This is a genomic window from Pseudomonas sp. Con_6 (genome assembly GCF_059379395.1).
Genome location: NZ_CM182011.1, coordinates 1,964,737 through 1,981,156, shown reverse-complemented (window position 1 = coordinate 1,981,156; position 16,420 = coordinate 1,964,737). Strand labels below are relative to the sequence as shown.

General features: G+C 63.8%; 15 protein-coding genes and 4 tRNA genes. 5 read left to right on the top strand and 14 right to left on the bottom strand.

The features are described 5' to 3' along the window. Nucleotides 1-13 precede the first annotated feature (13 nt). The 3 genes from AC5QPF_RS09165 to leuC all read right to left on the bottom strand — a co-directional run bounded on the left by AC5QPF_RS09165 (nucleotide 14) and on the right by leuC (nucleotide 2,983). A complete protein-coding gene (locus AC5QPF_RS09165; protein ID WP_494962916.1) occupies nucleotides 14-778 on the bottom strand; it encodes a methyltransferase domain-containing protein in 765 nt (254 codons plus the stop codon). Nucleotides 779-905: 127 nt separating this feature from the next. After that, nucleotides 906-1,553: a 3-isopropylmalate dehydratase small subunit gene (leuD, locus tag AC5QPF_RS09160; RefSeq protein ID WP_494962915.1), complete on the bottom strand. Its 648-nt coding sequence runs from the start codon at nucleotides 1,551-1,553 to the stop codon at nucleotides 906-908. Then, nucleotides 1,550-2,983 carry a 3-isopropylmalate dehydratase large subunit gene (gene leuC / locus AC5QPF_RS09155; protein ID WP_494962914.1) on the bottom strand — a complete coding sequence of 478 codons (1,434 nt, stop codon included), beginning with the start codon at nucleotides 2,981-2,983 and terminating at the stop codon, nucleotides 1,550-1,552. The genes leuD and leuC overlap by 4 nt, the downstream gene beginning before the upstream one ends. Before the next feature lie 128 nt (nucleotides 2,984-3,111). On the opposite strand from leuC, the gene AC5QPF_RS09150 reads away from it, so the two are divergent. The 3 genes from AC5QPF_RS09150 (at nucleotide 3,112) to AC5QPF_RS09140 (ending at nucleotide 7,262) form a co-directional block, all read left to right on the top strand. Then, nucleotides 3,112-3,990, top strand: a complete 879-nt coding sequence (locus AC5QPF_RS09150) for a LysR substrate-binding domain-containing protein (RefSeq protein WP_494962913.1) — start codon at nucleotides 3,112-3,114, stop codon at nucleotides 3,988-3,990. A gap of 63 nt (nucleotides 3,991-4,053) precedes the next feature. Continuing rightward, nucleotides 4,054-6,984 carry an EAL domain-containing protein gene (locus tag AC5QPF_RS09145; RefSeq protein ID WP_494962912.1) on the top strand — a complete coding sequence of 977 codons (2,931 nt, stop codon included), beginning with the start codon at nucleotides 4,054-4,056 and terminating at the stop codon, nucleotides 6,982-6,984. Between the two features lie 41 nt (nucleotides 6,985-7,025). Further along, a complete protein-coding gene (locus AC5QPF_RS09140) occupies nucleotides 7,026-7,262 on the top strand; it encodes a hypothetical protein (RefSeq protein WP_494962911.1) in 237 nt (78 codons plus the stop codon). Nucleotides 7,263-7,314: 52 nt separating this feature from the next. Here AC5QPF_RS09140 and AC5QPF_RS09135 read toward each other — a convergent pair whose 3' ends face one another. The 11 genes from AC5QPF_RS09135 to gltX form a co-directional block, all read right to left on the bottom strand. Then, nucleotides 7,315-7,758, bottom strand: coding sequence for an Hsp20 family protein (locus AC5QPF_RS09135; RefSeq protein WP_494962910.1), 444 nt, complete (start codon nucleotides 7,756-7,758; stop codon nucleotides 7,315-7,317). Nucleotides 7,759-7,849: 91 nt separating this feature from the next. Then, entirely contained in the window at nucleotides 7,850-8,836 is a 987-nt protein-coding gene (locus AC5QPF_RS09130; RefSeq protein WP_494962909.1) for a tRNA-dihydrouridine synthase, read from the bottom strand. Nucleotides 8,837-8,939: 103 nt separating this feature from the next. Continuing rightward, on the bottom strand, nucleotides 8,940-9,383 hold the full coding sequence (locus AC5QPF_RS09125) for a GNAT family N-acetyltransferase (RefSeq protein WP_494962908.1): 444 nt from the start codon (nucleotides 9,381-9,383) through the stop codon (nucleotides 8,940-8,942). Further along, nucleotides 9,380-9,820 carry a thioesterase family protein gene (locus tag AC5QPF_RS09120; protein WP_494962907.1) on the bottom strand — a complete coding sequence of 147 codons (441 nt, stop codon included), beginning with the start codon at nucleotides 9,818-9,820 and terminating at the stop codon, nucleotides 9,380-9,382. The genes AC5QPF_RS09125 and AC5QPF_RS09120 overlap by 4 nt, the downstream gene beginning before the upstream one ends. A 44-nt stretch (nucleotides 9,821-9,864) precedes the next feature. Further along, complete coding sequence (locus tag AC5QPF_RS09115; RefSeq protein WP_494962906.1) at nucleotides 9,865-10,698, bottom strand: alpha/beta fold hydrolase; 834 nt, start codon at nucleotides 10,696-10,698, stop codon at nucleotides 9,865-9,867. Nucleotides 10,699-10,720: 22 nt separating this feature from the next. Then, nucleotides 10,721-11,260 (bottom strand): TetR family transcriptional regulator, encoded by a 540-nt coding sequence (locus AC5QPF_RS09110; protein WP_494962905.1) that lies wholly within the window; start codon nucleotides 11,258-11,260, stop codon nucleotides 10,721-10,723. Nucleotides 11,261-11,428: 168 nt separating this feature from the next. Then, nucleotides 11,429-11,504 (bottom strand) — tRNA-Glu (locus AC5QPF_RS09105). Between the two features lie 44 nt (nucleotides 11,505-11,548). Further along, nucleotides 11,549-11,624 (bottom strand) — tRNA-Ala (locus AC5QPF_RS09100). A gap of 53 nt (nucleotides 11,625-11,677) precedes the next feature. Next, nucleotides 11,678-11,753, bottom strand: a tRNA-Glu gene (locus tag AC5QPF_RS09095). A 76-nt stretch (nucleotides 11,754-11,829) separates the two neighbouring features. Then, nucleotides 11,830-11,905 (bottom strand) — tRNA-Ala (locus tag AC5QPF_RS09090). A 299-nt stretch (nucleotides 11,906-12,204) separates the two neighbouring features. Further along, nucleotides 12,205-13,686: a glutamate--tRNA ligase gene (gene gltX / locus AC5QPF_RS09085; RefSeq protein ID WP_494962904.1), complete on the bottom strand. Its 1,482-nt coding sequence runs from the start codon at nucleotides 13,684-13,686 to the stop codon at nucleotides 12,205-12,207. Between the two features lie 143 nt (nucleotides 13,687-13,829). Here gltX and AC5QPF_RS09080 point away from each other — a divergent pair, with 143 nt between their 5' ends. Both AC5QPF_RS09080 and AC5QPF_RS09075 read left to right on the top strand, forming a co-directional pair. Further along, complete coding sequence (locus tag AC5QPF_RS09080) at nucleotides 13,830-14,870, top strand: HlyD family secretion protein (protein ID WP_494962903.1); 1,041 nt, start codon at nucleotides 13,830-13,832, stop codon at nucleotides 14,868-14,870. After that, nucleotides 14,860-16,410 carry a DHA2 family efflux MFS transporter permease subunit gene (locus tag AC5QPF_RS09075; RefSeq protein WP_494962902.1) on the top strand — a complete coding sequence of 517 codons (1,551 nt, stop codon included), beginning with the start codon at nucleotides 14,860-14,862 and terminating at the stop codon, nucleotides 16,408-16,410. Before AC5QPF_RS09080 ends, AC5QPF_RS09075 begins: the two co-directional genes overlap by 11 nt. Nucleotides 16,411-16,420: the final 10 nt, after the last annotated feature.

The following is a 16,420-nucleotide window of genomic DNA, read 5'->3' as shown; positions in this document are numbered from 1 at the left end:
CGCCGGAAAAAACTCAGCGCTCGGCCCACAGCACCAGGACATCGGTGCTGAACGAACCATCGGCTTCGATCTGGTAATACTGCCGTACTTCTTCGCCCATCGCCTGCTGCAATTGGAGGATGGCGGCGCGCATCGGCTCCGGGGTGCGCATGCGCTCGACCCAGGAGGTGTATTCGAGGCGCAGGCGCTGGCGGGTGTGGCTGCGCACATACAGGCCGGCCTCGCTGACCTGGCGCAGCCATTCGGCGGCGCTGTAGTCGCGCACATGGCTGGTATCACGCAGCACTTCGACGCTTTGCAGGTAGGTGTCCAGCAACGGGCTGCCCGGCGACATGACATCGACGAACGCGGCCACGCCACCCGGCTTGAGCACCCGACGCACTTCGCGCAGGGCCAGGCCGAGGTCGCTCCAGTGGTGCGCGGAGTAACGGCTGAAGACGAAGTCGAAGGAGGCGTAGGCGAACGGCAGGCGTTCGGCGGCGCCGCGCTCGGTGACGATATTGCCCAGGCCACGCTCGGTGGCGCTGGCGGCGACCACGTCGAGCATCTGCTGCGACAGGTCGTAGGCCACCACTTCGGCGACCAGCGGTGCAACGTGGAAGCTGACATGGCCGGCGCCGCAGCCCAGGTCGAGGATCCGTGCGGTGTCATGCCCGGCAAGTTCGGCCTGGAGCAAGGCGAATTCGCTGCCCTGGGCATGCACGGCACTGCTCAGATAGGCGCTGGCCTGTTCGCCGAACTGGCGCTGGACGACGTCTTTGTGGGTGCTGTTGGTCATTTGCCTCTCCAAAAACTTCCGGCTTGCCGAGGAACCTGTGGGAGCGGGTTCACCCGCGATTGCGATGGTGGCATCACTACCGTCATCGCGGGTAAACCCGCTCCCACAAGGAGACCGCGTCGATCAATTACTTGGCGTCGCGGAACAACCATGGCTGGCTGGCGCGGTGGCGGGCCTCGAAGGCACCGATGGCATCGCTGTCCTGCAGGGTCAGGCCGATATCGTCCAGGCCGTTGAGCAGGCAGTGCTTGCGGAACGCATCGATCTCGAAGCCCAGTACCTTGCCGTCGGGACGGGTCACGGTCTGTGCCTGCAGATCGATGGTCAACTGGTAACCAGGGTTGCCTTCCACCTGCTTGAACAGCTCATCGACTTCCGCATCGCTGAGGATGATCGGCAGCAGGCCGTTCTTGAAGCTGTTGTTGAAGAAGATGTCGGCGTAGCTCGGCGCGATGATGCTGCGCAAGCCATATTCTTCCAGGGCCCACGGAGCATGCTCGCGGCTCGAGCCGCAACCGAAGTTCTCGCGGGCCAGGAGCACGCTGGCACCCTGGTAGCGGTCGTGGTTGAGGACGAAGTCCGGGTTCTTCGGCCGCTTGCTGTTGTCCTGGTACGGCTGGCCTACATCCAGGTAACGCCACTCGTCGAACAGGTTCGGACCGAAACCGGTGCGCTTGATCGACTTCAGGAACTGCTTGGGAATGATCTGGTCGGTGTCGACGTTGGCACGGTCCAGCGGGGCGACGAGGCCGGTGTGTTGGTTGAAGGCTTTCATGCTGCGCTCCCTTGGATCAACTCGCGTACATCGATGAAACGGCCGGTGACGGCGGCGGCGGCGGCCATGGCCGGGCTGACCAGGTGGGTACGACCACCGGCCCCCTGGCGGCCTTCGAAGTTGCGGTTGGAGGTCGACGCGCAGTGCTCGCCGCTCTCCAGGCGGTCCGGGTTCATCGCCAGGCACATGGAGCAGCCCGGTTCACGCCATTCGAAGCCGGCTTCGAGGAAGATCTTGTCCAGGCCTTCCTGCTCGGCCTGGGCTTTCACCAGGCCGGAGCCAGGTACCACGATCGCCTGCTTGATGGTCGCGGCCACCTTGCGGCCCTTGGCGATTTCCGCCGCAGCGCGCAGGTCTTCGATCCGCGAGTTGGTGCAGGAACCGATGAACACGCGGTCCAGCTGGATGTCGGTGATCGCCTGGTTGGCGCTCAGGCCCATGTATTTCAGGGCGCGCTCGATGGAGCCACGCTTGACCAGATCGGCCTCGGCAGCCGGATCCGGCACGCGCTGGTCGACGGCCAGGACCATTTCCGGGGAGGTGCCCCAGCTGACCTGCGGCTTGATCTGCGCAGCGTCCAGTTCGACCACGGTATCGAACACCGCGTCGGCGTCGGAAACCAGGTCTTTCCACGCCTCGACGGCCAGCTCCCATTGCTCGCCCTTCGGCGCGTACGGACGACCCTTGACGTAGGCGACGGTCTTCTCGTCGGTGGCCACCAGGCCAACGCGAGCGCCGGCTTCGATGGACATGTTGCAGATGGTCATGCGGCCTTCGATGGACAGGTCGCGAATGGCGCTGCCGGCGAATTCCATGGCATGGCCGTTGCCGCCGGCGGTACCGATCTTGCCGATCACGGCAAGGACGATGTCCTTGGCGGTCACGCCCACGGGCAATACGCCCTCGACGCGCACCAGCATGTTCTTCATCTTCTTGGCGACCAGGCACTGGGTGGCGAGCACGTGCTCCACCTCGGAGGTGCCGATGCCGTGGGCCAGCGCGCCGAAGGCGCCATGGGTCGAGGTGTGCGAGTCGCCGCAAACCACGGTCATGCCCGGCAAGGTGGCGCCCTGCTCCGGGCTGATGACGTGGACGATGCCCTGACGCACGTCATTCATCTTGAATTCGGTGATGCCATACTCGTCGCAGTTCTCGTCGAGGGTCTGCACCTGCAGGCGCGACACCTGGTCGACGATGGCGTCGATGCCGCCCTTGCGCTCCGGCGTGGTCGGTACGTTGTGGTCCGGGGTGGCGATGTTGGCATCGATGCGCCACGGTTTGCGATCCGCCAGGCGCAGGCCTTCGAAGGCTTGTGGCGAGGTCACTTCGTGGATGATGTGGCGGTCGATGTAGATCAGCGCCGAACCATCGTCGCGCTGCTTGACCAAGTGCGAATCCCAGAGCTTGTCGTAGAGCGTTTTGCCGGACATCAGGCGTTCCTCATCAGTCTTTCTATGCCAATAACCCCTTGGCTTGTACGGCTGATGGTATGGCGATAGATTGGATAACTCAAATTCATAATTTTTATGCTTTGGATAACCAAAAGGAATCCGAAACCATGGATCTGGCCAATCTCAACGCCTTTATCGCAATCGCCGAAACCGGCAGCTTCTCCGGGGCCGGCGAACGTCTGCACCTGACCCAGCCCGCCATCAGCAAACGCATCGCCGGCCTCGAGCAACAACTGGACGTGCGCCTGTTCGACCGCCTGGGCCGCGAGGTCAGCCTGACCGAGGCCGGCCGCGCCCTGCTGCCCCGGGCCTACCAGATCATCAATGTGCTGGACGACACCCGCCGCGCCCTGACCAACCTGACCGGCGAAGTCAGCGGGCGCCTGACCCTGGCCACCAGCCACCATATCGGCCTGCATCGCCTGCCGCCGCTGCTGCGGGCCTTTACCCGGCAGTATCCGGCCGTCGCCCTGGACATCCAGTTTCTCGATTCGGAAGTAGCCTACGAGGAAATCCTGCATGGTCGCGCCGAAATCGCCGTCATCACCCTGGCCCCGGAGCCCCACAGCCTGGTGCGTGCGGTGCCGGTGTGGGATGACCCGCTGGATTTCGTGGTGGCCCCGGAACACCCGCTGGCGCAGAAGGCCGCCGCCGGTCTGGACGATATCGCCCACCATCCAGCGGTTTTCCCCGGTGGCAACACCTTTACCCACCATATCGTCCAGCGCCTGTTCGAGGCTCAAGGCCTGACGCCGAACATCGCCATGAGCACCAACTACCTGGAAACCATCAAGATGATGGTCTCCATCGGCCTGGCCTGGAGCGTTCTGCCGCGGACCATGCTCGACGAACAGGTGGCTTCCATCAGCTTGCCGGGCATACAGCTGACTCGCCAGCTAGGCTACATACTTCATACGGAACGAACGTTATCGAACGCAGCCAGAGCCTTTATGGCACTGCTCGACAGCCATGCGAGAAAACCCTGAGGCCACCGGTCGCTCCGGGAAGGCCTGTACCAAGGAAGCGTATTCGCCAAAGGTCTGGTATCGATGCCCAAATCAACACGTTTTCCGCGCCTTCCACGCATCCACGCAGCCGATCCCCAGGAGTCGGAGCAAACCTGGGAAAACGCCCCGCAACTATTGGCGGCCCTCAATGGCGCCCGCCTCGGCGCCTGGTTCTGGGATGTCGAGAGCGGCCGGATCAGCTGGTCCCGTGGCACCCAGGCGCTGTTCGGCTACGATCCGCGCCAGCCGCTGCCCAACGACCTGGACTACCTTGACCTGCTGCCCCCTGAGGATCGCGTGCGTACCCTGCAGGCGTTCCATGCAGTGCTGGCCGGGGAGCCGCAAGAACAGGCGATGCGCCATCGCATCCGCTGGCCCGACGGCAGCCTGCACTGGCTGGAGATCAACGGCAGCCTGACCCAGGACAAGCAGGGACGACCGCAGATGATCGGGGTGATCCGCGAGATCACCGCGCAGCGCGAGCGCGAAGACGCCCTCAAGGACAGCCAGGAACGTCTCGACCTGGCCCTGGACTCGGCGCAACTGGGTACCTGGGACTGGCATATCCCCAGCGGCATGCTCTACGGCTCGGCACGCGCCGCGCAACTGCACGGCCTGCCGCCGGTGCCTTTCCACGAGTCCTTCGAAGCCTTCTTCGACGGCGTCCCGGAAGACGAACGCAACAGCATGCGCCAGGCCTACCGCAGCCTGCGCGAGGGGCCGGCGGGCAATTACCAGATCACCTACCGCATCCAGCTGGAAAACGGCAGCTCGCGCTATCTGGAAAGCCGCGCGCGGCTGTACCGCGATGAACAAGGCAACCCGCTACGCATGGCCGGGACCTTGCTGGACATCACCGATCAGGTGGAACGGGAACAGCGCCTGATCGCCTCGGAGGAGAAGTTCGCCGGACTGTTCCAGGTCAGCCCCGACCCGATCTGCGTCACCCGCCAGGACAACGGCCAGTTCATCGAAATCAACCCGGCTTTCACCCAGACCTTCGGCTGGAGCGCCGACCAGGTGCTGGGCCGTAGTGCCGAGGAGATCGGTCTCTGGTCGGAATCGGCGCAGCGCGCGCGACGCATCGAGCAGGTGATCCGCGACCAGGCGCTGAACAACGTCGCCGTGGTGGTCAACCACAAGAACGGCCAGGCCCTGACCTGCGTGATTTCCAGTCGCCTGATCAAGGTCGACGACCAGACCTGCAGCGTCACCACCCTGCGCGACATCACCCAGCAGCAACGCGCCGAGGCGGCGCTCAAGGCCAGCGAGGAAAAATTCGCCAAGGCGTTTCACTCCAGCCCCGACGCCATCACCATCAGCGAGCGCGAGACCGGGCGCTACGTGGAGGTCAACGACGGCTTCTGCCGCCTGACCGGCTACGGCGCCGGCGAAGTGCTGGGGCGCACCGCACTGCAGGTCGGCGTATGGGCCGATGACAAGCAGCACGATCTGCTGGAAGCAGAGGTCCGCGAGCGCGGGCGGGTGCATCACCGGGAAATGCTCGGGCGCAGCAAGAGCGGTGACCTGCTGACCCTGGAAGTCTCGGTGGAGCCCATCACCCTTAACGAAACCGACTGCCTGCTGCTGACCGCCCGCGATGTCAGCCAGTTGAAGAACGCCCAGGCGCAGATCCGCCACCTCGCCTATCACGACCCGCTGACCAACCTGCCCAACCGCGCCCTGCTGATGGACCGCCTGAGCCAGCAGATCGCCCTGCTCAAACGCCATAACCTGCGCGGCGCCCTGCTATTCCTCGATCTCGATCACTTCAAGCACATCAACGACTCCCTCGGCCATCCAGTGGGCGACACGGTGCTGAAAATCATCACCGCGCGCCTGGAAGCCAGCGTGCGCATGGAAGACACAGTGGCGCGCCTCGGCGGCGACGAGTTCGTAGTGCTGCTCAGCGGCCTGGAAGGCAGTCGCGAGGAGGTCACGGACAAGGTCCGCGAACTGGCCGACACCCTGCGCGAGCTGCTGGCCGAGCCGATGTCACTTGACGGCCAGCGCCTGCAGGTGACGCCGAGCATTGGCGTGGCGCTGATCCCCGACCACGGCTCGACCCCGGCCGACCTGCTCAAGCGTGCCGATATCGCCCTGTACCGGGCCAAGGATTCCGGTCGCAACACCACGCAACTGTTCCATACCACCATGCAAAAGGCCGCCAGCGAGCGCCTGCGCATGGAAAGCGACCTGCGCATGGCTCTCACCCGCGGCGAGCTGGCCCTGCACTTCCAGCCCCAGGTGGATGCCCGCGACAATCGTATCGTCGGTGCCGAGGTGTTGTTGCGCTGGCACCACCCGCTGCTGGGCCAGCAACCACCGGCTCAGTTCATCCAGGTACTGGAGGAAAGCGGGCTGATCCTCGAAGTGGGTAACTGGATCCTCGACGAGGCCTGCGATGCCTGTTCGCGGATGCTGCAGGACCGCCTGATCGATGCCGAGGACTTCAGCCTGTGCGTGAACATCAGCCCGCGGCAGTTCCGCCAGAATGACTTCGTCGAGCGGGTGCGGCGCAGCCTCGACGACTATCGCCTGCCCTATCGCATGCTCAAGCTGGAGATCACCGAAGGTATCGTCATCCAGAACCTGGAGGACACCATCAGCAAGATGCGCGAGCTGAAGGCGCTGGGGGTGAGTTTCGCCATGGACGACTTTGGCACCGGCTATTCATCGCTGACCTACCTCAAGCGTTTGCCGGTGGATGCGCTGAAGATCGACCAGTCCTTCGTCCGCGATGCGCCGGTGGACCCCAACGACGCGGAAATCGTCCGCGCCATCGTGGCCATGGCCCGCAGCCTGGACCTGGCGGTGATCGCGGAGGGGGTGGAGTTGTCGGAGCAGCTGGATTTCCTGGAACGGCAGGGGTGTCACCTGTACCAGGGGTACCTGCATAGCCGGCCATTGCCGTTGAATGCGTTTCGAGCCCTGTTACTGGAGGCTCCCGCCGATTTCGAGGGTGGTCTCTAGGACCTCATCGCCGGCAACGCCGGCTCCCACAGAGACTGGCGGTGCACTCGGTCCTTGTGGGAGCCGGCGTTGCCGGCGATGAGACCGGAGAGAGCAACACAAATCCCGCAGCCACAAAAAAGGTTCATCACGGAATACCGGGAAGCTTTGGGTTTAGTGGCGGTATCGGTATCGCGAGCTTATCCATTGCGGGCGACACCGACACCGACACCGACACCGACACCGACACCGACACCGACACCGAACATTCAACCCCCAAGTTTCCCGATATACCGTGAAGAACCACAAAAAAGGGCGCCAATTCGGCGCCCTTCTTCATTCACCCGCGACTCAGTTCAGCGCAGGCTTGTCCCCGTTGATCGGGATCCGCTTGGCCTTGGCCTCTTCCGGCACGATCCGCAGCAGGTCGACGCTGAGCAGGCCGTTGGCCAGGCCCGCCGACTTCACTTCGATATGGTCGGCCAGGCGGAAGGACAGCTTGAAGGCACGCTGGGCAATGCCCTGGTGCAGGTAGGTGACGCTGGCGTTGCTGCTGTCGCGCTTGCCGCCAGTGACGGTCAGCACGCCCTTTTCCACTTGCAGGTCGAGGTCCTGCTCCTGGAAACCGGCTGCGGCAACAACGATCCGATAGTGGTCATCGCCATGTTTTTCAACGTTGTAGGGTGGGTAGCTGCTACCCGCCTCATTGCGCGCCGCGGATTCGAACAGGTCGTTGAAACGGTCGAAGCCAACGGAATGGCGGAACAGTGGAGCAAGAGAGAAAGCGGTAGTCATTGGTACATCTCCTGAATATCAGCGAGTTGGGTTACTACGCGACCCGACTTCGGCATCGCGTACTCCCTAGATGTGGACCACCGAATCGATTTCAAGCACCAGTATGAAAATTTTCCTGCAGGCCAGCGACCAGCGGCGGCACGCCGAGCAGCAGGCCGATGCGGTCGCAGTCAGTTTCCCGGCGCAGCTCGCTGAACAGCGCGGTGGCTTCCGGGTAGGTGCGAGTCAGCATTGCCACCCACTGCTTGAGGCGGCCCGGCGCAGCGCGCGGGGTCAGTTCGACCCGGACCCGGCACCAGAAGGCCTGGATCAGCGGTAGCAGCGCCTGCCAGTCCATCGGCACGAAGTCCACGCCATCGCGCACGGCGGCGATCTGCCGGGCCAGGTCCGGGCGCGAGACCAGGCCGCGGCCAAGCATGATGTCCTCTGCGCCGCTGACCTCACGACAGCGCCGCCAGTCTTCAAGGGTCCAGATCTCGCCGTTGGCGAACACCGGCACCTTGACCACGTCCTGCACCTTGGCCACCCATTCCCAGTGCGCCGGCGGCTTGTAGCCCTCGACCTTGGTCCGCGCATGCACCACCAGGTGCGTCGAGCCGCCCTCGGCCAGGGCGCGGCCGCAATCCAGGGCGCCGTCCGGGGTCTCGAAGCCCAGGCGCATCTTCGAGGTCACCGGGATATGCGCCGGCACCGCCTTGCGCACCGCGCTGACGATCTGAAACAGCAGTTCCGGCTCCTTGAGCAGCACCGCACCGCCGCGGGACTTGTTCACGGTCTTGGCCGGGCAGCCGAAGTTCAGGTCGATCACCGGCGCGCCCAGCTCGCAGGCCAGGGCCGCGTTGTCGGCCAGACAGGCGGGATCGGAACCCAGCAACTGCACGCGCATCGGCACACCCACTGGCGTCCGCGAGCCTTGCTCGAGCTCCGGCGCCATCTTGTGGAACGTGGCTTCGGGCAGGACACGGTCGCAGACGCGGATGAACTCGGTGACGCACCAGTCGATGCCGCCGACGCGAGTCAGCACATCGCGCATGACGTCGTCGACCAGCCCCTCCATCGGGGCCAGGGCAATTTGCATGGGGGAGAACCTCGGAAAAAGTGCACACATGGTAAACGGGGATGTTTCCCACAACCACAAGAGAAGAGGCCGACATGACGGACGCAAGACCGTAGGAGTTGGCTCAAGCCAGGTTCTTTTCCATGAACACCCGGTTGAACCCGTGCTCGACACCACGGTGGGTCTCGCGGTAACCCAAGCGCTGGTAGAGCGCCATGTTCCCGCTCATGGCGGCATTGGTGTACAGGCGAATCAACGAGAACCCGGCTTCACGGGCGCGGACTTCGGCAAAGTCGACAAGTTGCCGGCCGAAACCCCGCCCCTGACAGGCGGGATCCACGGCCACATTGGACAGCAGCATCGCTTCAGGCTCGGGGCAGAGCACCAGCACGGCACAAACCCGCTGTGCATCCTCCAGCAACCAGACCTGCCGCTGGTGAACCAGGTCGGCATAATCGTCATCCAGCGGCCCCGGACGGACACCGATGCTGTCGACATAAGGCAGGTAAGCCGCCTGCACCACCGCATGCACCGCAGCTTCGTCACCCTCCAGCGCCTGGCGAATCACGCCTGCTTCTCCAGCAGCGCCTGCCCGTAACCCTCCAGAAACTCCTGCGGCATGCGCTTGGGCTTGCCTGTGGACAACTCGATGCAGACGAAGGTGGTCTGGGCCCGCAGCAGCGTGGTGCCGTCACTCGGGCGCACCAGCTGGAAGCGTCGGGTCATCTTCAGGCGCTGGTCCCAGTCGACGATCCAGGTCGCCAGTTGCAGCTCGTCGTCTTCGTAGGCACTGGCCAGGTAGTCGATTTCATGCCGGACCACGGCCATGGCCCGGTCAAGGCGACGGTATTCGACCAGGTCCAGCCCCAGTCGCTGGGAATGGCGCCAGGCACAGCGCTCCAGCCAGGTGACGTAGACCGCGTTGTTGGCGTGCCCCAGCCCGTCGATATCCTCGGCAGCGACCCGCAGGTCGATGACGAATGGCGTTGCCAGATCCCAGCTCATGCCCGCTCCCCTGTGTGATGAACGGGCATGAGTGTAACGGATGCTTACGCCGATTGGCGCACCGGCGTGGCGCTGCGCTGCAGCAGGTCGAGCACCCCGCTCACCACACGCGGGTCGGACAGCACGCGCTGGTGCCCCCCCTCCTCCAGCATCAGCAGACGGCTGTCGAACCAGGCGTCGTGGATCAGTTGCGCTTCGCCGGCTGGCACCAACTGGTCATCCTTGGCGTGCACGATGAGGCCAGGCAGGTCCAGCTGGTAGCCGCTGACATCCAGGTGCTCGATGGCCACGCCCACGTCCCGCTCGACCTTGCGAATGAACGCCGCCCGCGCCCGTGGCGGCAGGTTCAGGCGCCGGGCGAAACCGCGCACAACGCCCAGCAGGCGCGATGGCGCAGCGATGCTGACCACGGCTTCGGCCCGCAGGCCCCACTGCAAGGCGAGCAACAGGCTGGCGCCGCCCATGGAGTGACCGATCACCGCCTTCAGTGGCGGCAACTCGGCAGCAGCTTCCAGCATGGCCCGGGCGAACAGGCCGACATGCGCCTCGTCACCGGGCGAACGCCCGTGACCCGGACCGTCCAGGGCCACGGCGGTGTAGCCGGCCTCTACCAGCGCGTCGATCAGACTCGCGAATTGTGTCGGCCGGCCTTCCCAGCCATGCATCAGCAGCACCGTCGGACCCTGCCCCCAACGCAGGGCGGACAGCCCGAAGCGCAGGGTGATGCGCTCGGCCCGCGCCAGCACCGGCAGTTCCCAGTCCCGCGGTGGCTGGGTGTAGGGCGTGGTGAACGCCCGGTGCATCTTGCTGGCGATATGCCCAGGGATCAGCCGCCCCAGGGTGCCGTTGACGCCACGAATCCAGCTCAAGGTATTCATCGCTTCGCTCCAGTGGGGTGGATCAGATCACCGCCGTCTTGGCGGCACGCAGAATGCGGTCGGAAAGCTCATCGGTGCCCAGGGCCCGGGCCAGGGCCAGGCCGCCGACCATCAGGGCGAGGTCGGCGAAGAACTTGTCGGCGTCCTCGGGACTGTCTACCAGCGCCGCGGCCATCAGTTCGATGTGCTCGGCGAGCACTTCGCGGAAGGCATCCGGCAGGCGGGTCATCTCGCTCAGTGCGCTGGGCAACGGACAGGCGCCCTCGGTGGAATCACGGTGCTTGCGCGACAGGTAGAACGCCGCCACCAGCGCGCGACGGGCCTGGCCATCCAGCGCCGGGTCGACCTGGGCCAGCAAGGCGCGACGCTCGCCGAGCAGTTCGCGGAAGGCTTCCAGCATCAGCGCGTCCTTGCTCTCGAAGTGCGCGTAGAAGCCACCGACGGTCAGGCCGGCGGCGTTCATCACCTGGTTGACGCTGGGATCCGCAGGACCGTGCTGCACCAGCGCGCAGCGGGCGGCATCGAGAATGCGTTCACGGGTCTTGGCTTTCTTGTCGCTCATGGCAGGCACCTGAAAATATTATGGAGGTAATATTATGCTCATAATATTTAAAGGCAAGCCTTTTGCCCGGCCGCTTGTCGCGCCAGGGCAAAAAACTTTTTCGAGGGAAAAAACAAAAGGCTCATTCAATAATCGAATGAGCCTTGAAATTCCGCAGAGCGGATAAAATGGCGTCCCCTAGGGGACTCGAACCCCTGTTACCGCCGTGAAAGGGCGGTGTCCTAGGCCACTAGACGAAGGGGACTTGTAACCTTCGTGCAGATCCGTTTTCACGAATCCTGGCGGAATTGGTGGAGCTAAGCGGGATCGAACCGCTGACCTCCTGCATGCCATGCAGGCGCTCTCCCAGCTGAGCTATAGCCCCGGATTTCTAGCCTCTCGGCCCAGCGACCTCTTTCGACATCGCTTGTGCAAAACTGGCGTCCCCTAGGGGACTCGAACCCCTGTTACCGCCGTGAAAGGGCGGTGTCCTAGGCCACTAGACGAAGGGGACGCAACCCTTCTACCATTGACCGGTTCTTCGAACCGATCTGACCGCAGTCGCTGGAATTGACTGCCGATCTGGAATTTGGTGGAGCTAAGCGGGATCGAACCGCTGACCTCCTGCATGCCATGCAGGCGCTCTCCCAGCTGAGCTATAGCCCCACAATGTCGCTTTGAACTTGATCCGCTTGGCTGGGTGCTTCGCGTTTCGTTTTCGTTCATCGCTGTGGACGGGGCGCATATTAAGATCGGATTGCAGACCTGTCAAATATATTTTCAACAAAATTCAAAAAATTTTTCCCAGATAACAATCACTTACCGCCCTCCCCTGGCAAAAGCCCCGTATTTGCGGGGGATTGACGCTCCCGCGCAGGGCCCGGAAATGCCGCGGGGCGAACCCCCTGCCCCGGCACAGAGCCTCAGGCAGCGGATTCGCCCCGCGAAAAAACAGGCGTCGGCTGTCAGGCGATGGTGCCCAGCAGCTTCTCCCATTCCTTGTTTTCTTTCTTCGAGACGCCGCCCAGCAGGTCCAGGGCCTGGCGCAGGCGATAGCGGGTCAGGTCCGGGCCGAGGATTTCCATGGCGTCGAGCACCGAGACCGAGCTGGCCTGGCCGGTGATCGCGGCGAACATCAGCGGCATGGCATCACGCAGCTTCAGCTCCAGGGCCTCGACCACGGCCTGGATGACCGCGGTAATGCGCTCTTTTTCCCACTGGCGCAGGCTCTCCAGCTTCCACAGGATCAGTTGCATGACCTGGCGCACCTGGTCGGCGGACAGCTTCTTGTGCTCGAACAGTTTCGCGTCCAGCTTCAGCGCCCCTTCGAAGAAGAAGCCGCCCAGCGGGGCGATCTGGCTGAAGGTTTCCACCCGGCCCTGCACGTGCGGGGCGATCTTCATCATGTAGTCGCTGTTGAATGCCCACTTCTGTACCCGCGCGGCGAACTCTTCCACCGGCAGGTCGCGCAGCCACTGGCCGTTGAGCCAGGACAGCTTCTCGATGTCGAAGATCGGCCCGCCCAGGGACACGCGGGACAGGTCGAAGTGCTCGACCATCTCGGCCAGGGAGAACTTCTCGCGCTCGTCCGGCATCGACCAGCCCATGCGGCCCAGGTAGTTGAGCATGGCTTCCGGCATGAAGCCCATGCGCTCGTAGAAGGTCACCGAAGTCGGGTTCTTGCGCTTGGACAGCTTGCTCTTGTCCGGGTTGCGCAGCAGCGGCATGTAGCACAGCTTGGGCTGCTCCCAGCCGAAGTATTCGTACAGCTTGATCAGCTTGGGCGCCGAGGGCAGCCACTCTTCGCCGCGCAGGACGTGTGTGATGCCCATCAGGTGGTCGTCGACCACGTTGGCCAGGAAGTAGGTCGGCAGGCCGTCGGTCTTCATCAGCACCTGCATGTCCATGCGGTCCCACGGGATCTCGACGTCGCCACGGAGCATGTCCGGGACCACGCAGACGCCTTCGCTCGGCACCTTCATGCGGATCACGTGAGGCTCGCCGGCGGCCAGGCGGCGCTGGACTTCCTCGGCCGACAGCAGCAACGCGCGACCGTCGTAGCGCGGGGTCTCGCCGCGGGCCATCTGCTCGGCACGCATCTGGTCCAGCTCTTCGGCGGTGCAGAAGCACGGGAAGGCATGACCCAGGTCGACCAGTTGCTGGGCGTATTCCTTGTAGATCTCACCCCGCTCGCTCTGCCGGTACGGGCCGTGCGGACCGCCGACATCCGGGCCTTCGGCCCATTCGATGCCGAGCCAGCGCAGGGCGTCGAAGATCTGTTGTTCGGATTCGCGGGTCGAACGCAACTGGTCGGTATCTTCGATACGCAGGATGAACTCACCGCCGTGCTGCTTGGCAAAGCAGTAGTTGAACAGGGCGATGTAGGCGGTGCCGACGTGGGGATCGCCGGTAGGCGAAGGCGCGATGCGCGTGCGAACGGTGGTCATGAGAGTCTCGAACAAGAGGTGAAACAAAGCCGGGATGTTAACAGGGAGCAGGCGCCGGGCTCCAGTAATGGGCGCGATCGTCACTTGCGCCGGCGGATCCAAAATTTGTTAAATTTGGTTACATTTCTGGAACGATCGTCCTTATGCCTGCCCAACTCAAGCGCCGCCTGCTGATTTTTCTTCTTTTGGTTGTCCTGGTTTCACTTGGCTTCTTCGCCCACTGGTACTTCAAGGGTCGCTTCTATGAAAGCACCGACAATGCCTACGTGCAGGGCGAGATCACCCGAGTGTCCAGCCAGCTGAGCGCGCGCATCGATGCCGTCCTGGTGCAGGACAACCAGCATGTGAGCAAGGGCGACCTGCTGGTGCGCCTGGAAGGCGACGACTTCCGCTTCGCCGTCGAACGCGCCCGCGCCACCCTGGATACCCGCCAGGCCGAGCGCCTGCAGGCGGAAAGCCGCCTGACCCAGCAATCCAGCCTGATCGCCGCCGGCCAGGCCGAGGTGTCCGCCAGCCAGGCCACCCTCGGTCGCGCCCAGCTCGACCTCAATCGTGCCCAGGCCCTGCGCAAGCCGGGCTTCGTTTCCGAGGAACGGGTCACCACCCTGTCCGCGGAAAACAATGTCGCCCGCTCCCAGGTCAGCAAGGCCCAGGCCGACCTGCAGGGCCAGCGCCAGCAGGTCAGCGCACTGGAAGCCGAACTCAAGCGCCTCGACGCGCAGATCGCCACCGCCCGCACCGACCTGGCCCAGGCCGAGCTGAACCTGACCCGCAGCGAAATCCACGCGCCGATCAGCGGCATGATCGGCCAGCGCGCCGCCCGCGACGGCCAATACGTGCAGAACGGCGCCTACCTGATGTCCATCGTCCCGGACGAGGACATCTGGGTCCAGGCCAACTTCAAAGAAACCCAGATCGGCAAGATGCAGCCCGGCCAGCGCGCCGAACTGGTGTTCGACAGCTACCCCGACACGCCGATCGAAGGCCGCGTCGACAGCCTGTTCGCCGCCTCCGGTGCGCAGTTCAGCCTGCTGCCACCGGACAATGCCACCGGCAACTTCACCAAGGTCGTACAGCGAATTCCGGTAAAGCTGACCTTCAGCGCCGACAACCCGCTGCATGGTCGCATCCGTCCGGGCATGTCGGTCACCGCCACCGTCGATCTGCGCAGCGATGGCCGGTGACCAACTGATCCGTCCCGCCGGCGAACCAAGCCGGCGCGACTGGATCGCAGTGATGAGCGCGATGCTCGGCGCCTTCATGGCCGTGCTCGACATCCAGATCACCAACTCCTCGCTCAAGGACATCCAGGGCGCGCTGTCGGCGACCCTGGAGGAAGGCTCGTGGATTTCCACCTCGTACCTGGTGGCCGAGATCATCATGATCCCCCTCACCGCCTGGCTGGTGCAGTTGCTTTCGGCGCGACGCCTGGCGGTATGGGTATCGCTGGGCTTCCTCGCCTCCTCTCTGCTCTGCTCCATGGCCTGGAACCTGGAAAGCATGATCGCCTTCCGCGCCATGCAGGGCTTCACCGGCGGCGCGCTGATTCCGCTGGCATTCACCCTGACCCTGATAAAGCTGCCGGAACACCACCGCGCCAAGGGCATGGCGATGTTCGCCATGACCGCCACCTTTGCCCCGTCCATCGGCCCCGCCCTGGGTGGTTGGCTTACGGAGAACTGGGGCTGGGAGTACATCTTCTATATCAATATCCCGCCCGGCCTGATCATGATCGCCGGCCTGCTCTACGGGCTGGAGAAGAAGGAAGCGCACTGGGAACTGCTGAAAAGCACCGACTACGCCGGTATCGTCACCCTCGGCATCGGCCTGGGCTGCTTGCAGGTGTTTCTCGAAGAAGGACATCGCAAGGACTGGCTGGAATCGAACCTGATTGTCGGCCTGGGCAGCATCGCCCTGGTCAGCCTGATCACCTTCGTCATTCTGCAATTGTCCAAGCCCAATCCGCTGATCAACCTGCGCATCCTGAGCAACCGCAACTTCGGCCTGTCGAGCATCGCCAGCCTGGGCATGGGCGTCGGCCTGTATGGCTCGATCTACCTGCTACCGCTGTACCTGGCGCAGATCCAGAACTACAACGCCCTGCAGATCGGCGAGGTGATCATGTGGATGGGCATTCCGCAGCTGTTCCTGATTCCGCTGGTGCCCAAGCTGATGAAGGTGATTCCGCCAAAGGTGCTATGTGCGCTGGGCTTTGGCCTGTTCGGCTTCGCCAGCTTCAGCTCCGGGGTACTCAATCCGGACTTTGCCGGGGCGCAGTTCAACAACATCCAGATCATTCGTGCCCTGGGGCAGCCGATGATCATGGTAACCATCTCGCTGATCGCCACCGCCTACATCCAGCCGCAGGATGCGGGGTCGGCGTCGAGCCTGTTCAATATCCTGCGCAACCTTGGCGGGGCCATTGGTATCGCCTTGCTGGCCACGCTGCTGGATGCGCGGACCAAGGTGTATTTCGACTATCTGCGCGAAGCGGTGGTGCCGACCAATCCGCAGGTGGCGGAACGCCTGGGGCAACTGGCGGAGAAGCTGGGCGGTGATGGCGCGGCGCTGGGGCGATTGAGCGAGATCACTCATCAGCAGGCACTGATCATGGCGTACAACGACGCCTTTCACTTTGTCGGGATCGGGCTGGCGATCAGCATGATTGCAGTGTTGATGACCCGGAAGCTGCCGCAGGGGCTCAAGGCTGGAGAGGCGCATTGACCTTCAAGGC